The organism is Aliihoeflea sp. 2WW, from assembly GCF_000497755.1.
Lineage (GTDB): Bacteria > Pseudomonadota > Alphaproteobacteria > Rhizobiales > Rhizobiaceae > Aliihoeflea.
Genome location: NZ_AYOD01000021.1, coordinates 82,128 through 105,677 on the forward strand (window position 1 = coordinate 82,128; position 23,550 = coordinate 105,677).

At 57.0% G+C, this 23,550-nt stretch carries 25 protein-coding genes, 1 tRNA gene and 1 pseudogene; 15 read left to right on the plus strand and 12 right to left on the minus strand.

All coding sequences use genetic code 11. The features are described from left to right. Window positions 1-127 precede the first annotated feature (127 nt). From ALII_RS0112095 to ALII_RS21255, 3 genes are all read left to right on the plus strand, one after another. Entirely contained in the window at window positions 128-1,132 is a 1,005-nt protein-coding gene (locus ALII_RS0112095; protein WP_024587572.1) for a hypothetical protein, read from the plus strand. A gap of 1 nt (window position 1,133) precedes the next feature. After that, entirely contained in the window at window positions 1,134-1,640 is a 507-nt protein-coding gene (locus ALII_RS0112100) for a hypothetical protein (RefSeq protein ID WP_024587573.1), read from the plus strand. 120 nt (window positions 1,641-1,760) lie between these two features. Beyond that, window positions 1,761-2,195 (plus strand): hypothetical protein, encoded by a 435-nt coding sequence (locus ALII_RS21255; RefSeq protein WP_152529613.1) that lies wholly within the window; start codon window positions 1,761-1,763, stop codon window positions 2,193-2,195. On the opposite strand, the gene ALII_RS0112110 is transcribed toward ALII_RS21255, so the two are convergent. Next, on the minus strand, window positions 2,192-2,539 hold the full coding sequence (locus tag ALII_RS0112110) for a hypothetical protein (RefSeq protein ID WP_152529614.1): 348 nt from the start codon (window positions 2,537-2,539) through the stop codon (window positions 2,192-2,194). The two genes, ALII_RS21255 and ALII_RS0112110, sit on opposite strands and share 4 nt — an antisense overlap. A gap of 68 nt (window positions 2,540-2,607) precedes the next feature. On the opposite strand from ALII_RS0112110, the gene ALII_RS0112115 reads away from it, so the two are divergent. Then, entirely contained in the window at window positions 2,608-3,084 is a 477-nt protein-coding gene (locus tag ALII_RS0112115) for a hypothetical protein (protein WP_024587576.1), read from the plus strand. On the opposite strand, the gene ALII_RS22710 is transcribed toward ALII_RS0112115, so the two are convergent. The 4 genes from ALII_RS22710 to ALII_RS0112130 form a co-directional block, all read right to left on the minus strand. Then, window positions 3,081-3,233, minus strand: coding sequence for a hypothetical protein (locus ALII_RS22710; protein WP_161632260.1), 153 nt, complete (start codon window positions 3,231-3,233; stop codon window positions 3,081-3,083). The genes ALII_RS0112115 and ALII_RS22710 overlap by 4 nt on opposite strands. Window positions 3,234-3,372: 139 nt before the next feature. Continuing rightward, window positions 3,373-3,840, minus strand: coding sequence for a hypothetical protein (locus ALII_RS0112125; RefSeq protein ID WP_024587577.1), 468 nt, complete (start codon window positions 3,838-3,840; stop codon window positions 3,373-3,375). Window positions 3,841-3,945: 105 nt separating this feature from the next. Beyond that, entirely contained in the window at window positions 3,946-4,263 is a 318-nt protein-coding gene (locus tag ALII_RS22420) for a hypothetical protein (RefSeq protein WP_152529615.1), read from the minus strand. Between the two features lie 120 nt (window positions 4,264-4,383). Beyond that, window positions 4,384-4,770 carry a hypothetical protein gene (locus ALII_RS0112130; protein WP_024587578.1) on the minus strand — a complete coding sequence of 129 codons (387 nt, stop codon included), beginning with the start codon at window positions 4,768-4,770 and terminating at the stop codon, window positions 4,384-4,386. 646 nt (window positions 4,771-5,416) lie between these two features. Here ALII_RS0112130 and ALII_RS0112135 point away from each other — a divergent pair. The 6 genes from ALII_RS0112135 (at window position 5,417) to ALII_RS0112165 (ending at window position 11,426) form a co-directional block, all read left to right on the plus strand. Further along, window positions 5,417-7,258, plus strand: coding sequence for a replication initiation protein (locus tag ALII_RS0112135; protein WP_024587579.1), 1,842 nt, complete (start codon window positions 5,417-5,419; stop codon window positions 7,256-7,258). 187 nt (window positions 7,259-7,445) lie between these two features. Next, entirely contained in the window at window positions 7,446-8,006 is a 561-nt protein-coding gene (locus ALII_RS0112140; protein WP_024587580.1) for a metallophosphoesterase, read from the plus strand. Window positions 8,007-8,077: 71 nt separating this feature from the next. After that, window positions 8,078-10,162, plus strand: a complete 2,085-nt coding sequence (locus ALII_RS21260) for an AAA family ATPase (RefSeq protein ID WP_024587581.1) — start codon at window positions 8,078-8,080, stop codon at window positions 10,160-10,162. A gap of 250 nt (window positions 10,163-10,412) precedes the next feature. Next, a complete protein-coding gene (locus ALII_RS0112155; RefSeq protein WP_024587583.1) occupies window positions 10,413-10,802 on the plus strand; it encodes a hypothetical protein in 390 nt (129 codons plus the stop codon). 9 nt (window positions 10,803-10,811) lie between these two features. Next, window positions 10,812-11,216, plus strand: a complete 405-nt coding sequence (locus ALII_RS0112160) for a hypothetical protein (protein ID WP_152529616.1) — start codon at window positions 10,812-10,814, stop codon at window positions 11,214-11,216. Between the two features lie 12 nt (window positions 11,217-11,228). Next, the gene (locus tag ALII_RS0112165) at window positions 11,229-11,426 is read left to right on the plus strand and encodes an antitoxin VbhA family protein (RefSeq protein WP_024587585.1); all 198 of its coding nucleotides are present in this window, start codon (window positions 11,229-11,231) and stop codon (window positions 11,424-11,426) included. A gap of 41 nt (window positions 11,427-11,467) precedes the next feature. Here the strand turns inward: ALII_RS0112165 and ALII_RS22785 are convergent, their stop codons facing one another. Both ALII_RS22785 and ALII_RS0112185 read right to left on the minus strand, forming a co-directional pair. Beyond that, on the minus strand, window positions 11,468-12,409 hold the full coding sequence (locus ALII_RS22785) for a hypothetical protein (protein WP_152529617.1): 942 nt from the start codon (window positions 12,407-12,409) through the stop codon (window positions 11,468-11,470). 332 nt (window positions 12,410-12,741) lie between these two features. Further along, entirely contained in the window at window positions 12,742-14,319 is a 1,578-nt protein-coding gene (locus ALII_RS0112185; protein WP_024587589.1) for a hypothetical protein, read from the minus strand. Window positions 14,320-14,486: 167 nt separating this feature from the next. On the opposite strand from ALII_RS0112185, the gene ALII_RS22430 reads away from it, so the two are divergent. Together ALII_RS22430 and ALII_RS0112190 are read left to right on the plus strand one after the other, a co-directional pair. Continuing rightward, window positions 14,487-14,588, plus strand: a tRNA-Met gene (locus ALII_RS22430). Between the two features lie 203 nt (window positions 14,589-14,791). Further along, window positions 14,792-16,075: a site-specific integrase gene (locus ALII_RS0112190; RefSeq protein ID WP_024587590.1), complete on the plus strand. Its 1,284-nt coding sequence runs from the start codon at window positions 14,792-14,794 to the stop codon at window positions 16,073-16,075. Window positions 16,076-16,142: 67 nt separating this feature from the next. Here ALII_RS0112190 and ALII_RS0112195 read toward each other — a convergent pair. Then, a pseudogene (locus tag ALII_RS0112195) lies at window positions 16,143-16,331 on the minus strand (transposase); the annotation flags it as partial. 208 nt (window positions 16,332-16,539) lie between these two features. On the opposite strand from ALII_RS0112195, the gene ALII_RS21270 reads away from it, so the two are divergent. After that, entirely contained in the window at window positions 16,540-18,264 is a 1,725-nt protein-coding gene (locus ALII_RS21270; protein ID WP_035449861.1) for a flagellin, read from the plus strand. Between the two features lie 458 nt (window positions 18,265-18,722). Here ALII_RS21270 and ALII_RS0112205 read toward each other — a convergent pair whose 3' ends face one another. The 4 genes from ALII_RS0112205 to ALII_RS0112220 form a co-directional block, all read right to left on the minus strand. Then, complete coding sequence (locus tag ALII_RS0112205) at window positions 18,723-19,985, minus strand: NAD(P)/FAD-dependent oxidoreductase (RefSeq protein ID WP_024587593.1); 1,263 nt, start codon at window positions 19,983-19,985, stop codon at window positions 18,723-18,725. Between the two features lie 344 nt (window positions 19,986-20,329). Further along, complete coding sequence (locus ALII_RS0112210) at window positions 20,330-20,794, minus strand: SgcJ/EcaC family oxidoreductase (RefSeq protein WP_024587594.1); 465 nt, start codon at window positions 20,792-20,794, stop codon at window positions 20,330-20,332. 243 nt (window positions 20,795-21,037) lie between these two features. Continuing rightward, window positions 21,038-21,976 carry a DUF3445 domain-containing protein gene (locus tag ALII_RS0112215; protein WP_024587595.1) on the minus strand — a complete coding sequence of 313 codons (939 nt, stop codon included), beginning with the start codon at window positions 21,974-21,976 and terminating at the stop codon, window positions 21,038-21,040. Window positions 21,977-22,096: 120 nt separating this feature from the next. After that, complete coding sequence (locus ALII_RS0112220; protein ID WP_024587596.1) at window positions 22,097-22,552, minus strand: hypothetical protein; 456 nt, start codon at window positions 22,550-22,552, stop codon at window positions 22,097-22,099. Between the two features lie 185 nt (window positions 22,553-22,737). Between ALII_RS0112220 and ALII_RS0112225 the strand changes: the two genes are divergently transcribed. Both ALII_RS0112225 and ALII_RS0112230 read left to right on the plus strand, forming a co-directional pair. Next, window positions 22,738-23,187: a DUF6641 family protein gene (locus tag ALII_RS0112225; RefSeq protein ID WP_024587597.1), complete on the plus strand. Its 450-nt coding sequence runs from the start codon at window positions 22,738-22,740 to the stop codon at window positions 23,185-23,187. Beyond that, on the plus strand, window positions 23,184-23,468 hold the full coding sequence (locus tag ALII_RS0112230) for a hypothetical protein (RefSeq protein WP_024587598.1): 285 nt from the start codon (window positions 23,184-23,186) through the stop codon (window positions 23,466-23,468). Before ALII_RS0112225 ends, ALII_RS0112230 begins: the two co-directional genes overlap by 4 nt. Window positions 23,469-23,550 lie beyond the last annotated feature (82 nt).

The window sequence follows — 23,550 nt, forward strand, 5'->3', positions numbered from 1 at the left end:
TTGTTGGTCCGCCGGCGGAAATTTCCTAATCAAGTCCTCCGCATCAAGAATTGTGGGTTACTGTGGATAGACGGGAAACCAGAGTCTTCATCTTGCTGTCCAGGCGATCCCGTCATTTTATCTCGGCATGACCGATTCTATTGCGAATGCTCGTAAATTCCTCGAAAGCCTGCAACGTCACGACTTGTCCAAGCTTCTGGCCTTCTCTGAAGTCGAGGTCGACATGGGTGAATGGTTTGACACCGTCATCACGATCACCTCCCCGAGACCATTCTCGGAAGCGCTGGAAGGACTGCAGGGTTTCGACAAGAAGCGCATCGCCGAGGCTATCGTCAGCGATGACCCGGGACTCACCGCGCCGTCTGGCTTCACATCACTAGCAGCTTCCGGCTCGGCCATTGAAGGTGCCCAGTCTATTCTGCCGGAACTCCTGATCCATCAGGAGATGATGATCGATGTCGCGACTAGAGGGACACAGATACAGGACGTCAACGACTACTACCTTGCCCGGCAAGTTCGCCTTACGAGCCTTTGCCCTGCGAGCAACGTTCCATACACCAACCCGCACGAAGATTTGTGGGCATGGTTTCATTATTGGAAGTCTGAAGGTTACGACAGCTATCGGGAGCGACGGCACTACATCAGAGAGCTGTTTAAACCTTCAATCCGTGCGGCTGCAGGCAGGGCGTTCGCGGCGGTTCACGAACGCGAGCCGACCGGCTGGGAACGGGTCGATCGGGGCTTGGTAAAGGCTCGTGCCGATCTTGATGTGGCTTCGGTCGAAGAAGCTTGGCAGGGTGTCGGCCTACTATGTCGGGAAGTCCTGATCTCGCTTGCCCAAGAGGTGCATGACTCGGACCGGCATCCCACGACAGACGAAACGGGAAAGATAATCAGCGATACTGATGCCAAACGTCTGCTCGAAGCATGGTTGCGCCACGAGTACGAGGGCGGCAGCAACAAGGAAATTCGCTCACACATCCGGGCATCGCTAGATTTGGCCAATAATCTGCAGCACCGGAGGACTGCAACGAGGCAGTTGGCTGCCTCTGCCTTGAAGCGACATCGTCGGCCGTCGCGGTTGTTGCAATACTGTCAGGCAGATGGGAAAAAAGATAATCGGAGGGACTAATTTGTGGTGGCGGAAAGAGATCGACCCCGACCTGCCATGGTATCGGCGGCCTGACTACACGGGCAATTTGACCGAGGCCCAGAAACGGAAGCTAGACGCGATCCGCGACCGCGACGTCCACCCGGCAGCTAAGCTCGCAAATTTACCTGATGAAGTCAAAAACTACATCGGCAGGCTAGAGCTGGAGGCCTACGACGCCAAGCAGAGCCAAACCGCGGCTGGTCCCATTCTGTTCATGCTGGCCATCCTGTGCATCATGGCCCTGAATTACTTCGGCATCGAAGCGTCAACCGACCGTTCACGGTACATCGTCGGCGCGGCAATGATTATTGCAGCGTGGATCGTTTACAGCCGAAAATGGAAGGCTAACGCCAAAGAATTTCTTCCTGACGGTGGCCGAGCTGAAGCGCAGGCCGATGAGGAATTCCGCCGGGAGTGGGAGCTGGAATACCTCTCGCTTCTGCGTAGGGAGGAGCGTAACGATTTAGATTCCGACAGGAGTAAATAGCTGCAAATTACAGCAATTAACCTCGTCGGATATTAAGTGTGCCTGATCCACGCAAATCAGCAACTTCGGGTTGACCCAATCTCCTGTGGCGGCGATTACGACCGCCCAAAGGAGAGAACGTTGACTGACAAAAAAATCCCCGAACCCTTCAAGCCATTCATCAAGGAAGAACTCGATCTTTTGCGTTTGCGCGCTGAAAATGAGATTGCGCGTTGCAAAAGCGACGACATGAAGGGCCATCCCCACAGCCATCCCGCAATTGTCGTCAATAAGGACTTCCTGAAAAATCTCGATCGCGCAGAGAAGAGCTTGGAGGGCAACCCGAGCACGCCCGTGCTCTGGGGTTTTTTTGAGAGCGCGTACAATGATCTCCGAAATGCGATCCAAGAGGTTGAGAACTCGAACGAAAAAGCTCCATCCGATTTCCAGTTCCGGTGTATCATGCTCTACAAGGGCAAGGCAGATGCGGCCCGCAGTGCTATCAGCGATGTTATGGGTCGGAGCAACAGGCGGGCTGAAGCCAAGGCCTTGGTCGAGCAGTACGCCGACGACTAAGCAGCTTCCCTTTCGACGATTTCGACCTCGTACCAGCACTCGACCCGGCTGCCGCGATCTCTTTCGGTGAGGACCGGGACGAGCGAGGTCTCGAGGACGTACAGCTCGGAAATCTCTCGATAGGAGAAGCCCTCTGCTAGCCGCTCGTCGATGAAAGCTTTGACCTTCTCATCGGCTTTCTTCAAGGCGGTCTTCAGGGCATCCTTCCGATAGACGTCGGGCATCGTCGTCCCTGACCTCGGCGACATATGATCCGTGATAAAAGCGGCCTCTGCAGATAGTGCGGGGGCCGTTTCTTCCTTGGGGGTTTCGGTTGTATGGGCTGTCTTATTCGTACGTGGCATGCTGATCTCCGGTTGTAGAACAGATCATATGCCGACCGGCGGAACGCTCAAAATCTCGAGGGTCATCGATGAACGACACGACGGTGCCATTACAGAAGCTGCACACCGTTGACTCCCTTCGTCGTCGAACGCTCGAGGAACGTGCAGCCATATATGACAACTGCTTGCGTCAAGGTGGCCCAGCCGCCGACGAAGTTATCGGCATGCTCCAGACGACGGGATTACCGTACACGAAGCAGCAGGAAATTTACGACGGGCACCCGATCTATCGAGCTATCGAACTCGTCATCGGCAAGACCGAAAACATCGAGCTGATGCTTGATTCGGCTGCAAAGGGTCGTCCGCCGGTCGAAGCCGTCGATCCCCTCATCGCCGCCGAACTGAAATCTGACTACGGTGCGCATAATGGCGGCACGGTCACCGCTGGGTATCTCGTAGGCCAGGTCATGTACTCGCGCGGATACGAGAAACAAGGACAGACGAAGCTGAAGACCGGCTGCGTCGCTAAGACGGGAACTCTCTTCAGAAAGCGCAAAAGCGGCTAGGCCGACATCCGTGGCCGCATCCGGTAGTCATTCAGCCTGACCACATTTGTGCTTTCCCAGCGGTCTGCGACTTCGTTCAGCTCGCCCTGCTCCGCAAGGTCGACCATTTCGTACATGACGCCACGATACCACGCTTGGATGTCGCGCATCAGCCCCAGATCGACCAGTGCATGTCCCTCCCGAGACCTGCCTGGTCGTAAACCGTACCGTTGTCACGAACATCCGCAGTCTCCTCGTTCAGACAAGGATTGGACGCGGTCCTGCAAGATTCCAGTTCGCCGGCGGGATTCAGTCGAACAGGTCGGTTTGTTCTGTGAAGCCCATCTCGAGATTCAGAGATGCCGGGACTTGGCGACGGTAACGCGCTGCCAGTTCGTGAACGAGCGCGGCGTACGCGGGGCTGCTCTGAATCGCATCGATCGATGCGGATGCGAGAGCATGACCGAGGGCAACGTCGGACCTCGCGAACCCCAAACCGTTTGCATCTTTCACGTGATCGGGGTCGCAACCAGCGACAATCCGGAGAGCATCGTGAGCTGCTTTGATGTGAGCACGTCCTGGAGAAGCTTGGCGGGCTTCCCGGTCGAGATCGGTCAGAGACATCCCGAAACGGGTCTGTGCCGCTTTAGCAGCCAGATGCCTCAGGCCACCCCGTCTACGGGTAGCCGTGCGGTGGTCGCGCTCCCGGAACCACGGGTCTGCGTTGTGCTCGCGAACGAAGTCTTCAGGATCGTCCCAGAGCGAGATTTCAGACATGTCGTCCTCCGTCTCTACGTGAATTTCTCATCTGACGATTCAAAACCGTCGAGTAACGGGGGGAACTGCCTTTGCCTGTGGCGTCTCGATGTGATGCTGAGACGGTCATGACGACTGCTCCCGAGCCGCATTGGCAGCCGACGGATCGAAACGGCCCAGGCGGCGAATAAGCGAGGTTTTGGCTGCTGCTGGCGAATAGCCCCGGGAGACGAGCAGGTCGAGTGAATCTGACAGGAGACGCCGGAAAACGGATTTGTCCGCAGACGCGTCACGCGACGCACCCTCGACCAGACGTGCCACTGCCTCGGCCACGGCAACGTCAACGGCTGACGCTTCCGGACGACCCAGATCCTGCAGGCGCTTACGATAACGGCGCTGGCGCGCCTGGTGTGCTGTGTTTGTTAGAGTTGCGTATCGCGGCATTTCCGTCTCCCGTCGTCACTACGTGTCGTCACTACGATGCGGACGCGGCTTGCAAGCGACAACCGGAATAAGAAACGGCCCCGAAAGGGCCGTTTGAGACGTGGTTTGGCTTGGGCGGGGTCAGACCACGTCGCACTGGAGTTTGCGCTTGAATGACCCGTTTCTGACGCTTTGCTCGATACGCAGCGCCGTCCCGGGAGTCTCGGAGAAGATCGACCGGATCACTTCGCGAATACGATCCGCCCCGGGACCATCTTCTTGCAGTATCGCAATAGCCGCGTCGGCAAGTGCGAGACGCATAAACTGCGATGTGCCGGGGAGTTTTCCCTGACTAATTTTCCGACGACCCGCTTCACGGCTCTCCCGCTTCTTCCGACGCATATAGTCACGTCGATCTTCGACGGACAGTTCCCGCACGGTGGGCTCACGCTCGACGAGCTTGTTGTACAGTGCAAGCAGGGCCTCGTCCTGCTCGGCCTGAGTATTCGTTTTCGCGGTCTTCGTCATGCTGCATCTCCTGCACGGCGTTCCCGTGCCACAGACACAGCATCGGTCGACCGGCGGACAAATTCAAGGACAATGTTTGACATGTCAAACTGAAAACGAAATGTGGAGCCTCTTTGACCGTTCCGCTAATTCCCCTTTGCACGGTCTTTCGAGATTAACCTCTACCTCCCCACCCATCCGACCTGACCGACTGATGAGGGCGAAGCCTGTCCACGGCCTTTACTTAAGAAAAAAATCGACCCCCGCACTGCCGACCTACGCGTCGGCTTCCGGACAACCGAAAATCCCCTGGAAATCCTTACTTAAGAATCTTTCCTAGTATCCCCCCACGATTTCGTTGACGAACGTAAACCCTGTCTTCGAAAACCCCGATTCTTTCTGTGACAGATTGTACAGAGTTGTGTCTTTGTGACACGTTTCTGACCTTGTCACTTAGACGCAAAATCCCTGCTTTTCGTGACATCTTGTCACTTAGACGTCGTCAACGCCTTCAACAGCATGTCTCTGTGACACATCCCGGACTCCGTCACTTAAACACTTTTGGCGTCTGTGTGACAAAGTCCGAACCTTGTCACTTAAACCGCTTGCTTCATTCCGCCGGCCGACCAATCCTTGAATCAGGGAACACGAATTGGGGGCACGGTCGATGTCCGAAGTCAGAAAATCGAAAACGAAAATCACCGGGGCAGACCGCAAGGGCGTGCAGGCGTCCGATCTCATCCGGCAGCTGACCGATGCTTACTCACAAGAGCCAGCCCCGACATCTGACAAGCCTCGTGTCCTAATTGAAACGCTCCGTATCGTCGGTGAGGACATCCTCACGGCACAGGACGCAGCCCTCTACGAACTGATGCTCGCGAACGCGCGCAACAAAGGCATCGACCTCGACAAGCACACCCTGCAGATGCCAGACGTCCTTTCGTTCCTTCGTGTCCGTCACACCGACCGCGTTCTCGACTCTCTTGAGCGCCTGACGAGGACGGTCGTTCGCTATGACATCGCGACATCCGAAACCCGACGTCGTGCACCGATCTCGATGATCTCCGCGGAATTCGTTGACGACCTGAAAACCGGGACGTCGATCCTGTCATATGAAATCCCCCGTTCTGTACGGGAAATTTTTTTCGCCGCTCGTCAGTATACGATGCTCGAGATCGCGGCGTTCGCCCGGTTCTCTTCCCGTTACGCCGGACGCCTCTATCAAAGGTTGGCGCTCCGGGCGGGCATGGACGGCGAGCATGGCAAGGTCTGGGAGATCGAGCCCAAGGAACTTGCGGAGCAACTCGGATATCCGACATCGGATGACGGCGGACTGCATCTTGGCAGCTTCATGCGCCGCTGTGTCGAGCCAGCCGTTGCCGATGTCCAGCAGCACGTTGAGCGGTTTTCTTTTGAGATGGATGTCATCCGCGGTGCTAGTCGCGGACGCCCGATTGATAAACTCGTCTTCCGCATTTCAGGTGTGCAGAAGCCCATTTCGCAAATGCAGGCGGCTCACCTTTCGAGCGTCGAGATGCGGGTGGTCAGGTCTGACGAGCCTACTCTCGATCCCGGTGATCTGCCGAGCACGCTCGTCGTAGGCAGGGCCGTGACCGCGACTGGAGTTGGTGCTGTCACGCTTTCGAATGAATGGCGAGCTTTCATTGCGGCCGCCAAGGAAGACCCGTTCGGGTCAGTCGATGGCAACATCCAAAACTGCAACGTCATTGCGAAACTACGCTCGACGGGCGTCGGGCACGCGTTCATGGATTGGGTCGATCAGAAATACCTGTCGTCGGTCCCGCCCAAGCAGCCGCCTGCTCCGACGACGGCGGTGAAGCCACAGCCGAGAAAGACACCGCCGCCGCCCGCCTTCATGGTGAAGACTCCAACTCCTGTCCCCGTCACTAAGGCCCCCGCAGTTCCCGTCACTGTTGAGGAGCCTGCCGCAGCAATTGAACCCCCAGTGATCCGCCGAAAAACCGAAGCTGAAAAGCTGGAGGAATCCAAACGGCTAGGTCAAAAATTCGCTCAGAACGTCCTCGATTACGCAGACGGGTATTATCCAGGCAGAGAGTTCGAGTGTTGGCCGAATGCGGCACTGCAGATCATGCAGTCATATGCAGATTTCGAAGCCCCGCCGTTTGACTCACTAAGCCGCCATATCAACGAGAAGACCTTCAAAGATCTGGTCGTCCCCGCCGTAGCTGCTATCCAGAAGATGGAGGACGCGCAGTTCAAGAAAACAATGGTGAACATCTGCATCGCGGTGCGCGACTGGGACATCCCAAAATTCTTGAGGATCTGCAAGGCTATCAAGTTGACCAACCCGATGTCGGCAGTCCGCGCAGCACCACTCCAGCGCCAGCCGTCCTCGACAAAGAGCCAGAACGCAACCCGGCAGGTCACGGAGACCTCGGCTGAGTACGATTTCGCGGATCCAGCCTACTCGTCGTTGGCATCCGGATTCGAGGGGGCCTATGAGAGCGAAAGCATCTTCGCAGACTGATCGTTTGACGCGTCAAACTTCTTTTCAGAAATCGGCCTAAGCCGGCTTGCCGGGGTCGGAGGATCCCGGTACGTAAGATCGCAACGAAGGACATCAGCAAATGACGAGGCTCTCGATACGCATAGCGAAATGAAGTCACCGCCCATCTCGGGCGAACCCATTTTGCTATCTGTCTGGAGCCATTCTTATGTCCGCGTTCACTCGCAAATTCTATGTTTCTGACACTCATTTCGGGCACGAAGCCATCTTGGGCTTCTGCAACCGGCCCTTTTCGTCCGTCAAGGAAATGGACGAGTTTATGGTCGACCGTTGGAACTCCGTCGTCCGCGATACCGACATCGTCTATCACCTGGGGGACTTTTCTTTTGGCTGCCCCGAACGTGCCGTAGCGATCCATCGGCGACTGAAGGGTCGGAAATACCTGATTCTCGGCAATCATGATCTCCGCCGCGGCGACAGCGTGTTGCCACACATCCTGCGCATGGAATGGGAGCGGCCTCCCGTACTCACGGCATCGACGTCAGACGGCGGAAATCGGCTGTTCTTGAGCCACTACGGCCACCGTACGTGGCCCGGTCAGAACCGTGGTTCCTATCATTTCTACGGCCATTCTCATGCTTCGATCCCGCACCTTGGGCTGTCGCGTGACGTGGGTGTCGACTGTGCGGACGTAGCTTTCACGCCCCGTACTTTTCACGAACTGACGGCAGCGCTTCCCGGCCTGACGTCCGCAGTTACGGCTGCGTAAGGCGGGGTCCAATCCCCCGCCTCGGACTACTGCTGCTGATCCGCCGGACAGCGCGAACCCCCGGAATTTCCATGACTAAGAAAAAGGGTAATACACCAACTATCATCGACCCCTCGTCGCCTGCCGCCAAAGCTTTGTTGAACATGAGAATCGCTCAGGGCAAGCGGGTATGGACTGATTATGCTGCAGGTGAAGAGCCGCCGTTCAACACGCTCCCGGAAAACATCATCTATCAGCAAATCAGGACCGCACTCGCGGACCTCCCCGAAATTTATGACCACAGAGTTCCTGTCATGCTCGGCGTTCAAGTCGGCGATGCCGAAGATCTCGACGAGCAAGTCGCAAAGGTTCTCAAAAAGATGTTTTGTTACGGCCCTCCTGCCGAAGATCCCGTCGATGCCACTCCGCGTCCAACTATCGTCGGTGATGTCGTCTATTTTTCTGACACGCCTTACCCGGCGCTGTTCAAGACGAAGATTGCTGCAGTCGTCCTCGAGTCTCGCATCGACAGGGTTTTCGTCGTCTCGCCCAACCGGCAGGGCTTCCCGCCGGATTTCGCGATGATCGCGGACGGCAAGATCGAAATCGGTGAGCCGACGCCTGACGAAGTCAAAGCTGCGTGCGCGATTTTCTACGCAGATGTCCTCGACGGGCCGATCTCCGATGACGATGCCGTGTTCATGTCGCAGATGCCCATGACGGACATCGGACTGGTTTTCCGACCGAACAGGCATTTCGGACTGGCAATGGAAAAGTGCCGAGCAGAACGCACGCCGTCGCCGGAAAAGCCTAAGGCTGTCGTAGTCCCGAAATCGGAGGTGCGGCTTGGTGATCTCGCAGGCTACGGCGAAGCGAAAAAATGGGGCTTTGCCCTGGCTCACGACCTCCGGGATTGGCAACGGGGTCTCATCAGCTGGGATGAAGTCGACCGCGGCATCCTCCTGTCCGGCGCACCAGGCACGGGCAAAACGACTTTCGCATCTGCTCTCGCCCGCACCTGCGACGTCGACATCGTCTACGGCTCCGTCGCGAAATGGCAGTCCGCAGGACACATGGGCGACTTCCTGAAGGCGATGCGGGCCGCGTTCAAGGAAGCGAAGAGCCGTGCTCCGTGTATCCTGTTGATCGATGAGCTGGACAGCATCGGCAGTCGTGATGCGCAGAATGGAGATCATGCTGCGTACATCCGCGAATGCATCAATGGACTCCTCGAATGTCTCGACGGCGCTGAAGACCGCGAAGGCGTAATCGTCATTGGCACAACCAACCGTCCGGACGACATTGATGCTGGCGTCCTGCGCCCAGGGCGGCTGGATCGTCACATCGAAATCCCTCTGCCGGATGCTAGTGCCCGCGATCGCATCCTGCGTTTTCATCTAAAGGGCGATCTGAACGGTGCTGACCTGACGCCCGTAGTCTCACGGACCGACGGCCGGTCGGGTGCCGATCTCGAGCAAGTTGTGCGCCTCGCAAAGCGGGTTGCCCGATACGCAAAGCGGGGCATCACAGTTGACGATCTCGTCTCGCAGCTGCCGAAAGAAACTCTGGTCTCGGCCAAAACCAGATACCTCCTTGCGGTCCATGAAGCCGGGCACATCGTCGTGGGCGGCGACCTGCATGAGATTCAGTCCGCAACTATCTCGCGGACATGGGAAGAGATCGCGGACGGCACAGGTGCCCACGTCGCTTTCCGGCAGTCGGAGCCTCTCGCTCGCCGTGACGACTACGTACGCCGCATGATCCGGCTTCTTGGAGGCCTGGCAGCCGAGCAAGTCGTTTTCGGTGAGCACACAGACGGCGCGGGCGGATCGGATGACAGTGATCTCGCGCAGGTCACCCGGCTTGCCGTTCTGATGGAGTGCAGCATGGGCTTCGGGGAGAGCATGGTGCACTACACGGATAACGACCCGGCCAACGTCTCGATGCTGCTGCGGATCAACGCCGATCTCCGGATGCGCGTTGAGGAGATCGTCAACGAATGCGTTCATGAAGCCAAGCGGATCGCACTCGAGCAAAGGGCCGAAATCCTGAAGTTGGCAGACGCCCTGCTCAAAGCCGACAAGATGTCCGGTGATGAGATCCGTGCCCTCCTGTCCCAGAAGAAGGTATCGACGATCTCTCCGGAGGAAGCCCGACAGTTGGGGAACTTTCACTGATGGGCTGGTTGAGGCGACAGGATCGCAACGGAGACGACCGGGAAGAATGGGACCTGCCATTGACCGAACAGGATCCCGGTTCTCCGGAACAGATGTCGATTTGGACGATCCTCGCGGCGGCAGTGATGTGGGGTCTGGTGGCGTTATTTGTCGTTGGGGGACAGTGGCGCTTGTTCGGTAACCATTCGCCTTAACGCCGCCGAAAGACGCGGTGGACCACAACCATGACGGGCAACAAAAAGGATAGACGATGAAGGCAACTTTCTTGGCAGGACTGGCATCAGTCCTGGTCACCACGACGGCCATGGCAGACCGAAGCGTTTTCGTGGGCGAATGGGCGGCAGCGGAGTTGTGTGCTGAAGGCATTCAATGCTGGATCGAGATCGAGCAGGCTGCCGAGGGACACAGCTTCACTCTCGTTTTCGCAGACAGGATGAATGCGCAAGACCGCAAATGTGAGGTTTCAGGTGTCTTGAGGAACCCCTCGTCGGAGCACGATTATAACATCTCCGGTTCGACTGATGCCGGCGACGTGCAGCTGACATGGAGCGCAGGCGATATGAGAGTGCAAACCACTGGCTGGAAAGCCTGTAGTCGATACGAGGTGCAGGAACACTGGTTCGCATTCGGGGATATGTAGGAGACCATGATGGGAAGTTCATTCATTTCGGCCGCCGTCATCTCGCTCGTGCTGTCGTCCGCTGCTCATGCAAATGTCGAAAACCTGCCCGAGCATGTTTTCGGCAGGTGGTCGGTAGACTGCAATGATCCAGGCGCTCCAGCGCTGACTGTCACCCGTGAGGGCATGACAACCTCGCATGCTGGCCAGGAATTCCAGTTCGATTTCGAAGTCAGTTTGACATATGGGGGCGGCGCTCGCGCCGATGGCAGCAAAGTCTGGATGTTGGCATTGATGCCGTCAGGCGATCGCTTCGCATTTATTGCCGAGGCAGCCTCCGAGATCAGAGCGCCGCTGTCGATCCAAGAAGGCTACGAATCTTCGGTCGAAGGTGCTGACTTCCTAGTGGATACCAATCCGCAGTTCTGTGGCTAGGCTAGGCGGTCATTGAAAACGAAGGGCGGCTTAACGGTCGAGGAGATCGTCGAGCAGGTCGCGGCGAATGCCCGCATCGAGGGTCATGAACTCGATGCGGAGACGCTGGAAGTTGTTCGCAAGATCGCGGGTGGCGAGATGTCAGCCGACGAGGTCGCCGCGTGGGGACAGGCACGGGCTGCTGAGGATATTCAGCAGCACAAGCGCTGATATCGCGCGGATTGGAAAAGTTCTTGTCGTCGTCGTGTGACCTAGAACAGCGTCGCCAGCCAAGGCCCCACGTTGCTGAGCGCTGATATCACAGCTTCCAGAATACCAGTGAAATGCCCCACGACGCCATAGCCAACAGCTTTTCCAAGCGTGCCTCCGAACTCCTTGGAGAAGCCAGACACTATGTCTTCTAGAGCCACTCCACACCTTCGGACTACGGTACGAAGAACTCGAGTGATGACGCTGGTCGACTTAGTGACATGTTCGACGTCAGGTACGTCTTCGCGCAGCTGTCCACGAATTTCATCAGCAGCCAGCCTAACTTCAGCCAGCTCCTCGTCCGTAAATCTTTCATCAGCCGGGGGGTTGTTGTCCCCGATACCACCACGCACTCGATCCTTCGGAGCAGGTGGAAGCATCATTGCGAGTTGATCAAACGACGACAGCATCCTCCGTCTGTTTGCCAACTCCGGATCTGTGCCGAACTGAGGTGCCTCCCCATTCGCTACTGCGAACCTAGCGGCTGCAAGCTCGCTCTCTAGATCGGAAATCGGGTCTGGTTCATCCTCATCTCGACCTTCATCAATGCGGTCAGGATGCGCCGAGGTGGGAGCCCAGTCGTAGGTACCATCGACTTGGATTTCATCGACTGCGGCTTCGAGCGCGTCCTCCGATATGCTCTCGCCAAACTCACCAAAAAGGGCATCTTGAGCGTTGTACGGCCCACCATGGATGTAGAGGTAGCCACCTTCACGCCCATTGTAGGGTGTCTCGTGAGCAGGATCTTCGTGATATTGGAGGAACCAGTAAACGAGGTACGGCACCTGTTCGTCGGTTGATAGACGGCTCAACTCGTCAGCAGTAACACCGACCTCATCGTCGTCAGACAGATAGCGATGTGGACCTGCGTCACGCGGCGCTGGCTCTTCCGCAGCCTGCAGTTCAAACGGCTCGTCATAGTCACTGGCTTCTGGAACGGCCACGAACTCGAAATCGTCGACGAGTGGTGGCTGCCGATCTCATGGGAAATGCCGTTGGTAACACCCACGGGATACTCCGAAAGTTCCCAGCGAAGAGGGCCTAGCTCTTCATGGATAATCTCGAATCCATAAATGTTTTCCAGCCCCATCGGGCGCTCTTCTGAAGAGATCGGATCCCATTCGATTTCATCAGAATCGATCTCGTAAACTTCACCAGTTTCGGCGTGGGATATGCGGGCAACGCCAGTAGCTTCGATATACAATGTCGTCACCGTCCTCGTGTCTAATGACGGATATACAGCAGCAAGAAACTAGGAATCCATAGGTTTGTTGCGTTAAGCGGTTGCAGATTTCTGACGCTCGTACTCGTCGAGCAATGCGTTCGTCCAAACCTCCATGCCCTCCGATTTCAGTTTGAGGAATTGCGCGCCGCCGTATGCCTGGCCCGTGATCCTGGCCTGACGCTGACGCATGAAATCCTCGCGCTGCTGCTGCGTCATACTGACATCCAAATCGACGTTGGATTTCACCTCGTGAGCCAAGATCACCGACGCTCCTCCCGGAATTCCAGCATCGTCCAACACAGTCTGCAGGCGGCGTCGGACATCATGACCGGACCACCATGCGATGCCGTTCTCCTCGAAGAGATCGCGGCTGTCCGTGCGGACCGGGAGCTTCTTCGGCGTGCCATCCTTCTTCAGTCGAGGCTCCCATCCTTCGGGCTTTTTCTGCTCGACTGTGTCACGGCCCGCTAGACGGTAAAGAACACGGTAGACGCCGGAAACAGTCGCGTGTTTGTCGGCATCGCGGTCGGATGGAAATGCCCATTGTTTCGAGCCGTGGTGCTTGGCCTTTGTCCTGATGTTCTCGATATGTGCGGCTGCGCGAGGAGGGATCGGCAGCATCTGCGCTTTGCCTCCTTTCATCAGGGAGTCCTCCCACGCGGCGATCCGCCAGCCGTTCCCGCGGTTTTCATCTGGAAGGAGGTTGTAGGTCTTCAGCGACAGAGCAGCATCGCCGCGCTGCACCGTCATGACGATCCACCACAAACCCGAAAGCACACCAGCCCCAACCCCGGCTTTGTCAATGGATCGGCCAGGTAGCGGCTTTTCAAGATATTCCTCCGCTATGATCAGAGACTTGACGATGTCCGCAATCTCGGGCTTCCGGGTCTTCGCAGTAACCTTGTACGGGGCGTGCAGCATCTCCCACCAAGTGTCCCGGATGTCGAGACCAGCATCGGAATGGTACTTTAGCGTCCACGCAAAAACGCTTCGCGTCCACGCGATTGCTTTCTTGGCAGGTGAGATCCCTGACCGTTTGCGAATATCATTTCGAGCTTTTTCGATATCGCTGCGAGTCAGGGCCGATATCGGTGTCTCCATGATTTCGGCGAACTCAGGCTTCTTGAACGTCGTGCGGATGTCTTTCTCGGAGGATGGCCGAAGTGGCTTTTCTGCCCCCTCCGCAGTCCGATCGAGGATCATCTGATCAATGCAGTCTTTGAAGAGGCGGCCGTCCATCGACGTGTCACGGATCTTCGCGAGGGCGTCATCGTGGCCGTAACCCGAATGGTACAAGGCGAGATACTCGTCGATGATATCGGGATCGGTTTTTAGAAGCGCCTTGATCCTGCCTCCCAACTCTCGGGCTTTCTCCGGGGCCGTCAGAGGTCGGTTGTGCTTTGGGTAGATGTAGCCAAGAGTTTTGGTGAACCTCTCGGTCTTGACGGCCCACGTCGCGACGCCGTTGGCGTTAATGAGCCGTAGACCTGGCAGAGCCATGTCAGATATGACGGTCATGGCGTTGCCGACGGTCGTCTCTCCTTCGGCTTTTGCCCTAGCCACAGCCTCAGCCGATCTTGCGGCCCGGTCCACATGGACCGCTTTTATAAACTCTTTCGTCGCCGCCATGCCTTCATCCAAAACTGGTGTCGCAAATCTCACACCAGCCCTACACCAGTCTCAAGTTTGTGGACAAGGGTAGATGGGCTCTTCGTTTTCAGACCGACTGGTGTAACACCAGCTTCAATTATCGATAAAATCCCTTGCAATGCAAGGCTTTAAGCGCAAATATCGTAGGTGTAGTGGGAGCTGGTCAACAAATTGGTTTTAGGTAATAATATTCGACCGTAGGAATCATAATCCTTGTGTCGGGGGTTCGAATCCCTCCTCCGCTACCATTATAAGTGCTTGTTTTTAATACGAAAACCGGCGTTCTTGGGTTTAGCCCATCCCGGCTTTAACGTGGCATATGCGCTAGCACAGGACTAGCACAGCCCGATTTTGAGCCCTTTTTAATCAGTGCGTTAGAGGGTGTCTCCAAAACGCGTTAGCACGGTCCTAGCACAGCGCTCGGCACCAACGTAACGCCATTGGACATCGCATGAGCAAGACCAGCAAACGCCCCTTCACTCTCTTCCAGCGCACCTCGCTGGGAGGCAAGCAGGTCCGGAAATCGCTTGGCACGGACGACGAGCAGGAAGCCGAGCAGCTCGCTTATCAGGCGTGGGGTGAAGCGCACTATCGGAGCAAGCACGGCCTTCAGCTGGAAGCGACCGCGTTTTCGGTGGTCGCCGAAAAGTTCATCGAGAAGATGCAGGCGGAAGCCGAACGCGGCGAGCGCAGCCCATATCACAAGAATGACTGGCCACCGATTATCCGACGCTACCTGATCGGGTTCTTCGGTGATCGCTCTGTCGATGGCATCCGTGACGCCGATCTTGAGCGTTACCTGGAATGGCGCAAGCACTATTGGTCGACAGGTCCGGGCAAAGACATCCCCTACATCGAGTACGAACGCGACGGCAAGAAGCTGCGTCGACAGCCGAAACGTGATGTGCCGTCCATCAGCCGACAGCGCGGTGAACTCGTGGCGGTTCGCGCGCTGTTTGATCAACTGGCTCGATGGGGCCACGTGACGCCGATATCGGGGATCAGCATTCGGGCCAACCGCCGCATTGATAATCGCAGACCCAGCTTCGAACCGCACGAATATGCCAAGCTGATCCAGACAAGTCTGGATCGCCTCGTGGATCCGATCATGCTGGCAGGAGGTCCCAAAGAGGTGACCAGTTCGGATGGCCGTGCGTGGAAACAGGTCAAGATTGACGACCACACACGTCGCGACCGTATCGCCCTGCACTGTTACGTTGAGCTTGCCGCGAACACCGGCATGCGTCCGACTGAAACGAAGAACCTCAACTGGGGTGACATCCTTGGCTACCGTGACATCATCAATAAACCGATCGGCGAACGTGATGTGCGCATTCGCGTCCGGGGCAAAGGCAAAAGCGGGACGCTGATCCCGCAACTCGCGGCGATCCCGGCTCTCGACATGCTGTGGCAGATGTTCGTCAAGGAGGTGGGACGTGAGCCACGGGATGACGAACCCGTGTTTGCGGATCCGAAGGGCCAGCGGGTCTTGTCATTTGCGAACGGCTTTCGGCAGCTATTGAAGGCCGCGGACCTCGAATACGACCATCGGGGTGTGCGCCGAACCCCCTATTCACTTCGCCACTTCTACGTGTCGCAGCAGCTCGCACACGGCGTTCCCATTCATGACCTCGCACGCAATACTCGCACGTCGATCCAAATGATGGACAAGCACTACGCTCAGGTGCAGGTCGAGCGAATGAAAGATAGCCTGCGGCCAGATTGGCGGAATTGAGATTCAGTTCCTTTAATAGATCAATAGATCTATTCGCCAGTCCCCTTCGATATACTAGGGTCCAGACTCATAACCAGTAGCTGACGGTTGCCGCGATGCAGATGGCGGCCAGGAAGTTGGTCGCAAGCCTGTCATAGCGGGTAGCGATGCGAAGAAAGTCCTTGAGGCGGCAGAACATGCGCTCGATGGCGTTGCGGTCGCGGTAGAGATAGGGCGAGAAGTAGTTCTTCCACTTCCTGTTTGCCTTCGGCGGTATGTACTTCGACAACGAAAGTTCGCGCTTCCAATCGCCAGTTCGCCGGCTGCCCCAAACATCCATCATCGAGCGGGTGTTCCATGCCGTCCGCCGACGAGACGTGACCCAGGGTCACCTCCGTTGAAGTTTTCATTCATCACTCGTTAACCATGACATACCATGAGTTGTATTGAGACCGAGTTGCCGGTTGCAGTGCATGGAGAAGATCATGGCAAGCATACTCACCAACTCTTCCGCCATGACTGCCCTGCAAACGCTCCGCAGCCTCAGCAGCGCCATGGCACGGGAGCAATCCGCGATTGCGACCGGGCTCCGCGTGGCTCAAGCATCCGACAACGCCGCGTACTGGTCCATTTCAGTGAGTATGCGATCGACCGTTGGTGCACTGTCCGCCGTGAACGATGCCCTCGGACTTGGTGCAGCGATCGTAGACATCGCGTATTCGGGGATTGGACAGACCAAAGACCTCATTTCGGCCGTCCGTGACCGACTTGTTTTAGCGTCATCCAGTAGCGATCATCATGTGGCAATTCAGGGCGAGATTTCGCAACTTGCCGCCCAGACCCAAGCGGTCGCGTCTTCGGCAACCGTCGGCGGCGTAAACCTCCTACTTACTGACGTCGAAGACATCTGGGAGGGCCGAATTGAGAACAGGTCTCAGTCCTTTCTATCATCCTATAGGAGCGAGGCTTCGGGACCGGCTCTCAGCCATATCATCCACGATCTCCAAGCCACGTCGCTTTTCAACGCCAATGGCGGGGGGATTTTGGAACGCGATCCGCGCAGTCCCCTGACCCTCGGCGGTATGCGGCTGACGTCTTCATCAACGGCCACAGGCTATTCGCCTTCTAATGATCGGATCGGGTTTAGTGCGCGGATCAGCTTCAATTTCGTCGGCCCGTTGGATTTCACGGGCGGCAATACCATGGAATTCGATCTGACCGTCGATGCCGACAATCCAGCACATCCCATAGATTCACCTTATCATCCGGGTCTCACCAACATCATCGCAATTGATCAATCGTTGGTCGAGGACGTCCTGCCCGGATCAGGAGGTATCGTCACCAATTTTCAGCAATTTCGCTCTGTCCTAAACGCCGCCATGATCGGCACTGGTGGCTATGCGAACTTTGTATCCGATGGTCACGGTGGCATCGTTCAAAATCGCATCAGTATCGGAGTGTACCCAAGCTCCGGTCTGGATGGTTCGCAGGTTTCAATATCGAACTTCGATTCTAGCGCAGGGAGCGGAGGTCTCGTTGACGCGACGCATTGGGGATCGCGCGGCAATTCAATCAATCTGAGCTTTCAGCCCTTCAAAGTCTACCGCGACGTCGCGGTACAATTTCAGTTTGTGGTCAACGACGAGCGAACCGACCACTTTCTCGACCAAGAGACGATCAATTCGATCCTTGGCCGCGACGATGGGCGTGTGGAAACGTCTACGGATATGGCGCTTTTGATTGAACACCTTGTCGGCCGGCCAGGCCTTGAGATTTCGGCGACCACGGCCACCACCATCTCTATCAATACAGACAGAAATGACCGCCTAGCTGGGAGCAAGAGCCAAATCGGGTTTACTAGCATCGGCGTCAATATTGAACCGATCCCCAATTTCGGCGTTTTGGATATCGATATCGTCGGCAATCCCGATCTTTTGCCATCCTATCTTGCTGCCGTCGACGCGATGCTTAAGCGTGTGATTACTGCTGGATCAACTCTGGGCGCGCTGAAAAATCGGATTGAGGGTCAGGCATCTAATAACTCCTATCGCATTGACGCCATCCATCGAGGAATTGGTCAATTGGTCGATGCGGATATGGAAGAAGCATCCGTGAGACTTCGCGCTCTTGAGGTCCAGCAGCAATTGGCGCTGCAGGCGCTAAACGTGGCAAATGACGCACCTGAAGCTTTGTTGCAGCTATACGCATAGAAGGCCGCGAGCGCGGTGGGTCGATCCAAAGCCTGCGCGGCTATTTCCTTGTCGGTTTTCAGCGCATAATCATCGAGCAAGCTGTTCAAGCCGCTTGCAGCGACCGGCGCGAAACTCGATGCCCCCGCTAGAAGCAACGCGCCGGTCGTCCAATTTTCGTCAAACGAATCTTGGAACGATCCGCCGGGCATAGACGGACTGCCGGCCACCCTTGGGGTGGTCGGCTGCCCCTCAGTCACGTGGCGTCCCTCGGACTCGAATCAATAGAAGATATCGACGCAAGTCCGGCAGCGGCTAACTAGTTCGCACAGCAGGAACAAGGCGAGTAAAAATGCTGAAAGTGAGCCTGCGCGAAGCCGCTCCATGGCTGTTGAGCTAATTGGTTATCCTGCTTCGCTTGTTCCAGAAGCGATGGCAGCAGAGGGAAGCAGGTTGGACCTTTCCTCGAACGGGATAGCCTAGCAAGCCTGCAGCGGAGCCAGTTCGTCCGTCCACGGTTGCATTCTGCTCCCGAAAAAACGGTCGCGGGCTTCTGCCGTAAAGAGTTCGGCGGGGAGAGTATGCACGCCGAGAAGCGATGCGACTGCAGGAAGTACTGCCTCTGGATCGCGCTGGTGATTAAGTAAGGCGGCGTGCCGCCGACGCGTCCCTTCTTCGTCGAATCCAGCACGCCATTCTGCTATGAGCCTCCCCATGAAGCGCATGCGCCTCATCCGCTCCCGCCGTTCCCGGACGTATGGTTGAAATTCGGCGCGTCCCCATCTGGAACTCGACGAGAGTATTTCCGAGACAAGGCGCGCGTCCCTGAACGCTATCGATAGGCCCTGCCCTGCGATCGGGTCGTTGTGACCGGCGGCGTCGCCAATGAGGACCGCTCCTTCGGCAGCAGGATCAGTTGACCAGACGTCTTCGTTCGGGTAGCCGCGGCAGGGTCCGTCAGGCCGAGCCGCGGCCAGCGCCTCACTGCCTTCCACGGTTCCAAACCGGAACGCCTCAAGGAACTTCCGCGCACCTTCGGCTCCGGCGAAACGGCCTTTCTGGGCTTTGGCGCATACGAGATAGAGGCGCGATCTGCCGCCGCCCTGCGGGAACACAAAATAAACGACATCTCCTTCCGTACCTATCGTTTGGGCAGTGTCCGGCCAGCCCTGGACCTCCTCCACCAGTAGGCCGGTTATCAAGTAGCGGGGCGGATCGGACAGTCGCCGGATACCCAACTGACGGCAGACTGAAGAACCGCGGCCATCCGCCCCCACAAGGAGATCGCAGGTCATTTCGTGGCGCACTCCGTCCCGCGTGAAGGTGATCCTTGAGGGCTTGCTCCCGATGAACTGCAATCTGTCGACGCCGCGGAGGAGACGGGCGCCTGCCTCGACCGCGGCTGCGTTGAGGGCGTTGCAGATCTGAACGTGCTGCATCGTCAGAGGACCCCGAACTCCTTCGACTACCGTCGACAGGTCCGAATGCAGAGGTTCCCCCAAACCGGTCTCCGGAAAGCTGAGGTGACAGGTGACGTGGTGCGCTCCCGCCCGGAGAAGACGGTCGTACAACCGGAGTTGCCGCGCCTCCAGAACGCCCCAGGGCGCTATCCATTCACCTCGAACGCGATCAACGTGAAAGCGGCTCTTCTCCAGCATCGTTGTTTCGATCCCGCGCGATGCGAGTGCAAATGCGAGCGCGCTTCCAGCAACGCCGGCTCCTATGATCACCACGGATGGCATTCGGCTCCTCCTATCGAGCGAGTTGACCTAGCAGATAGCGCATGACAGGCTTCGTCCTCCACTGCATTTCCGCCGTTCCGGAGCCTCGGCAGGGCCGTCGATGTTGGCTACGATCTCGGATACCTTCCCCATCTTCGGTGCGAGGGCAGGTCGAGTGAGGCATCCGATCTTCAAGATCTCTAATCTTCAGAGCTTTCAGAACGTCGGTCATGCTGGAGCGGCTTGCGTCGTCCAAGCAGTCATCCCCCAGAACAGCGTTTGCGATCTGAAACTGCCTATCGAACCTGACTGGGAGCTGGGCGACCCCGCGCAAGCGGATCGGCCGCCCAGATCGTTAATTGGATTTACTGCGCCGCTTGCGGCATATCGACGTTGTAAATGTGACGCGTAATCAGGAATTTGCCGTCCGGCCCAGGCTCGGCAAGAGTAAGCCAATCGCCAGCTACGGGCATCTCCCCATTCGGACCATTCACGGTCATGGAGTAAGTTCCGGACTGATAAATTGCGTCAGCCAGTTGTCGCGTCTCATCGACGGTCAGATCGAGGTCTTTCGCGCCCATTTGTTCGAACTGCATTGTTTGCCATTCAGCAACTCCATCCTTGCCTTGAACGCGGTCCGCATTGGGCGGGAGAACGACCGCGTCGTCCGCGTAGAGCTCGGCGATACCTTCCGCAGACTGCTCATTGAAAGCCTGCTTGTAAGCTTCGGAGATTTCGTTCGCCGTCGCCTCTGGGTCCTGTGCATGGGCAGAAAGGGGTACAGCAGCGAGCATGACGAATGATAGTGCAGTCGATTTGAACTTCTTCATATTCACCTCCCATTTCGCATTGCCATGAGGAAATACGCCCTTGCTAGAGCTCAGATAGGATGTGCCTATGGACATATTCCATCAAGCACAAAAGATATTGTTGAAGACGGCCGCGCACCATCAACGCAATCGCTTCCCACATTATTTTGGTCTAGATCGATATGCTGGTTCATAATTAATTCTTTTGTCTAGCTAGTTTATTTTCCTGTTCGGGTCGAAAAGTATGCTCATTACTCGCTATTTCTACGTTTCTAATTCTTCTCGCGCAGCGGGCGCTGTGACGGCCAGTTCACGCAGGGTACGGATCATCAAATCGCGATCGGCCAACAAGCCCTTGTAGTAGAGCTGCGGCTCATCCAGTGCTTCAATTTGATTGACGAACCCGGCTGCTATCGCAGCGCGCTTGGGGTGGCTTGCAAGGCAAGCTAACGGATCAAGATAAATTCGGATCGTGAAGAGAATGTCGCCGCTCTCCTTGAGTTTACACAGCGTCTGACGCTCGATACGCATAAAGACACGCTGAGCGACCTCACTTGGCGTCAGATCTCCAGCCGATCCGTCCTCGCGCTCCACCTTCTTGGCGTGCATGGCCGGGTGGTAGCGGGCTGGATTGTACTGTAGCGACCAGTTGAAGCGTTCTACCGGCTGGCAGACTTGCATCTGGTCAAAGATGCGCGCGATGAGTTGTGCCATGCGCGTGCCTCGCCCGAATTGTGGCACCGGTTCGTGGATATCGGGGAGCGGGCGATCGAACTTCTCGCTCAGCGACCATGATGATGGGAAACACAGACAGGCAGCAACTAGCCGCCAACCATCGCCGCAGTGGCGCATAAGCACCAAGTCTTCCTGTACGAGTCGAGCCGCAGTTTTCAGAGGCGCATCATCGTCAGCCTCTAATTTTACGGTACGGCCTCCGACTTTCGCGCTTCCGGTCGTGAAGTGATGAGTATTGCCATGGTAGGTTGTAAGGTTGCCGACGATAAGGTCCAAGGCTTCCCGCTGGGCATTCCTCGTATCGTCGCGCGCCACGAAAACGGCTTCTGATTTGTTGGCGAGAAGCTGGTCTTTCTCGTCAAGATACTCGTCCAGCCCCTCATCTACCTCGATGAGAAGGGTCGGATCGAGCGGGCGAAGTCCAATCGCGAACGGTTTCGCCGATCCGTCAAAAGGCGTGTGCCGCAACCTTCGAACCTCCTTGCCAGCTTGCGCACTTGGAACACGGCCCTGGCTGCCTCATCCGCAATTGCCATCGCTTTCAGGTTCGATGCTGTCTTGAGCTCGTTGACCGTGCGTCCTGACAGCTCATGCTGCTCCCACTGGCGGCGCAGCCGGCGTAGTGGCATTCTGCGAGAGGAGATGGGCCGCGACGGCAAGTGCAATTGCCACCAAACAGGCAACCATTGCGCTGACGTTGGCCTGCGCCGTCGCCAAATAGTAGTTCAACAAAATGGCGAATGCGGCGACACTGAATCCAACCGAAACTGTCGTCAAAGTGTTTCGAGCCCACCTTTCTCCGCGCCTGAAGGGAACAATGACGATGACGGCCAGCAATGCGGCCAAACCCAACATCGCCACGCCCATCATCGCGTAGAGCGCACGGAACACGGCCCAGTCACCTGGGGCAAGCGGCTGAGATATAGACAGCGCAGCAGCGTGGTGAGAAGCCAAATCCATTGCGAGAAGATAGCGCGCGCCGAACAGCGCCAAAAGCAGAACAACGAGACCATACAGCAGCGCTGGCAGTTGATTTCCCCGCATCACACACCTCGCTCACCAGAACAAGCGACGTTCCAGGATTGCTGAAATTCGGCGCCGCTACAACTAGACTGATTGGTTAGGTCTATTTTGCCGAGTGCGCGTTTCCACTTGGCAGACGAGAGGTTGCCCTTTGGCATCCCGGCTGTAGTCCGGACATCGGAAACGATGTTTAGGAGGACTTCAGCATGTCTCATCTCAAAGCGCTCAAGCTGGCAGCCGCTCAGCCGGCTCGTGCGAACGCCGATCCCGTTCAGCGTACGCGTGACAAGGTCGTGGCGGCTCTCACGGAACAGAAGGCAGCGGCAGAGGCCAAGATCGCCGGCAACCATTATGCACCCACGCAGATGGTGTGGCGCAAGAACGAAGCGGGCGAACGCGTCCAGGTGGAAAAGCCCAAGCGGCTGCGGCCGGGCTGGTTTCAGGATGCAGCTGGCAAATCCTATTTCTCGCTGCGCTACGCGGGCCGGCCGATCGAACTCGCCAAGGATAAGAACGCCGTCGAGGTCGCCGATTTCAAAACCCTCCCGGCTCTGATCGACCAGTTGATCGCGGCTGTACAGGATGGCGAACTCGATGCACAGCTGGCAGCTGCCGCCAATGCGCGTGGCGAACAGCTGCGCAAGGCCAAGGCATGAGCGATAGCCGCAACGAGGTCGACCAGATGCTGGTCGACCAGACCGTTTTGTTCGCGCGCATGCTCTCGGGCATTACCATGCTGGGTGACGTCCAAAAAACGATTGCCCAGAGCCTCATCGATGCCCGCATTGCGCCTGACCACAAAGTGCTCATTTCTGGCAATGTTGCCGTCGCCATAAACGCGCTCAACCGTGCTTCGCACATGATCATGCGTGCGAACGTTGACCTTTGCGATCGCTACGACGCGGATATGCGCGATGATGGCCACCAACCGCATTGACGACCGACAGCGCTTGTCATGCGCAGCATCAGCTTCAAAGAGCGTCAACAAGCGCCTTCCCAGCCATGATGCACCCCGCATG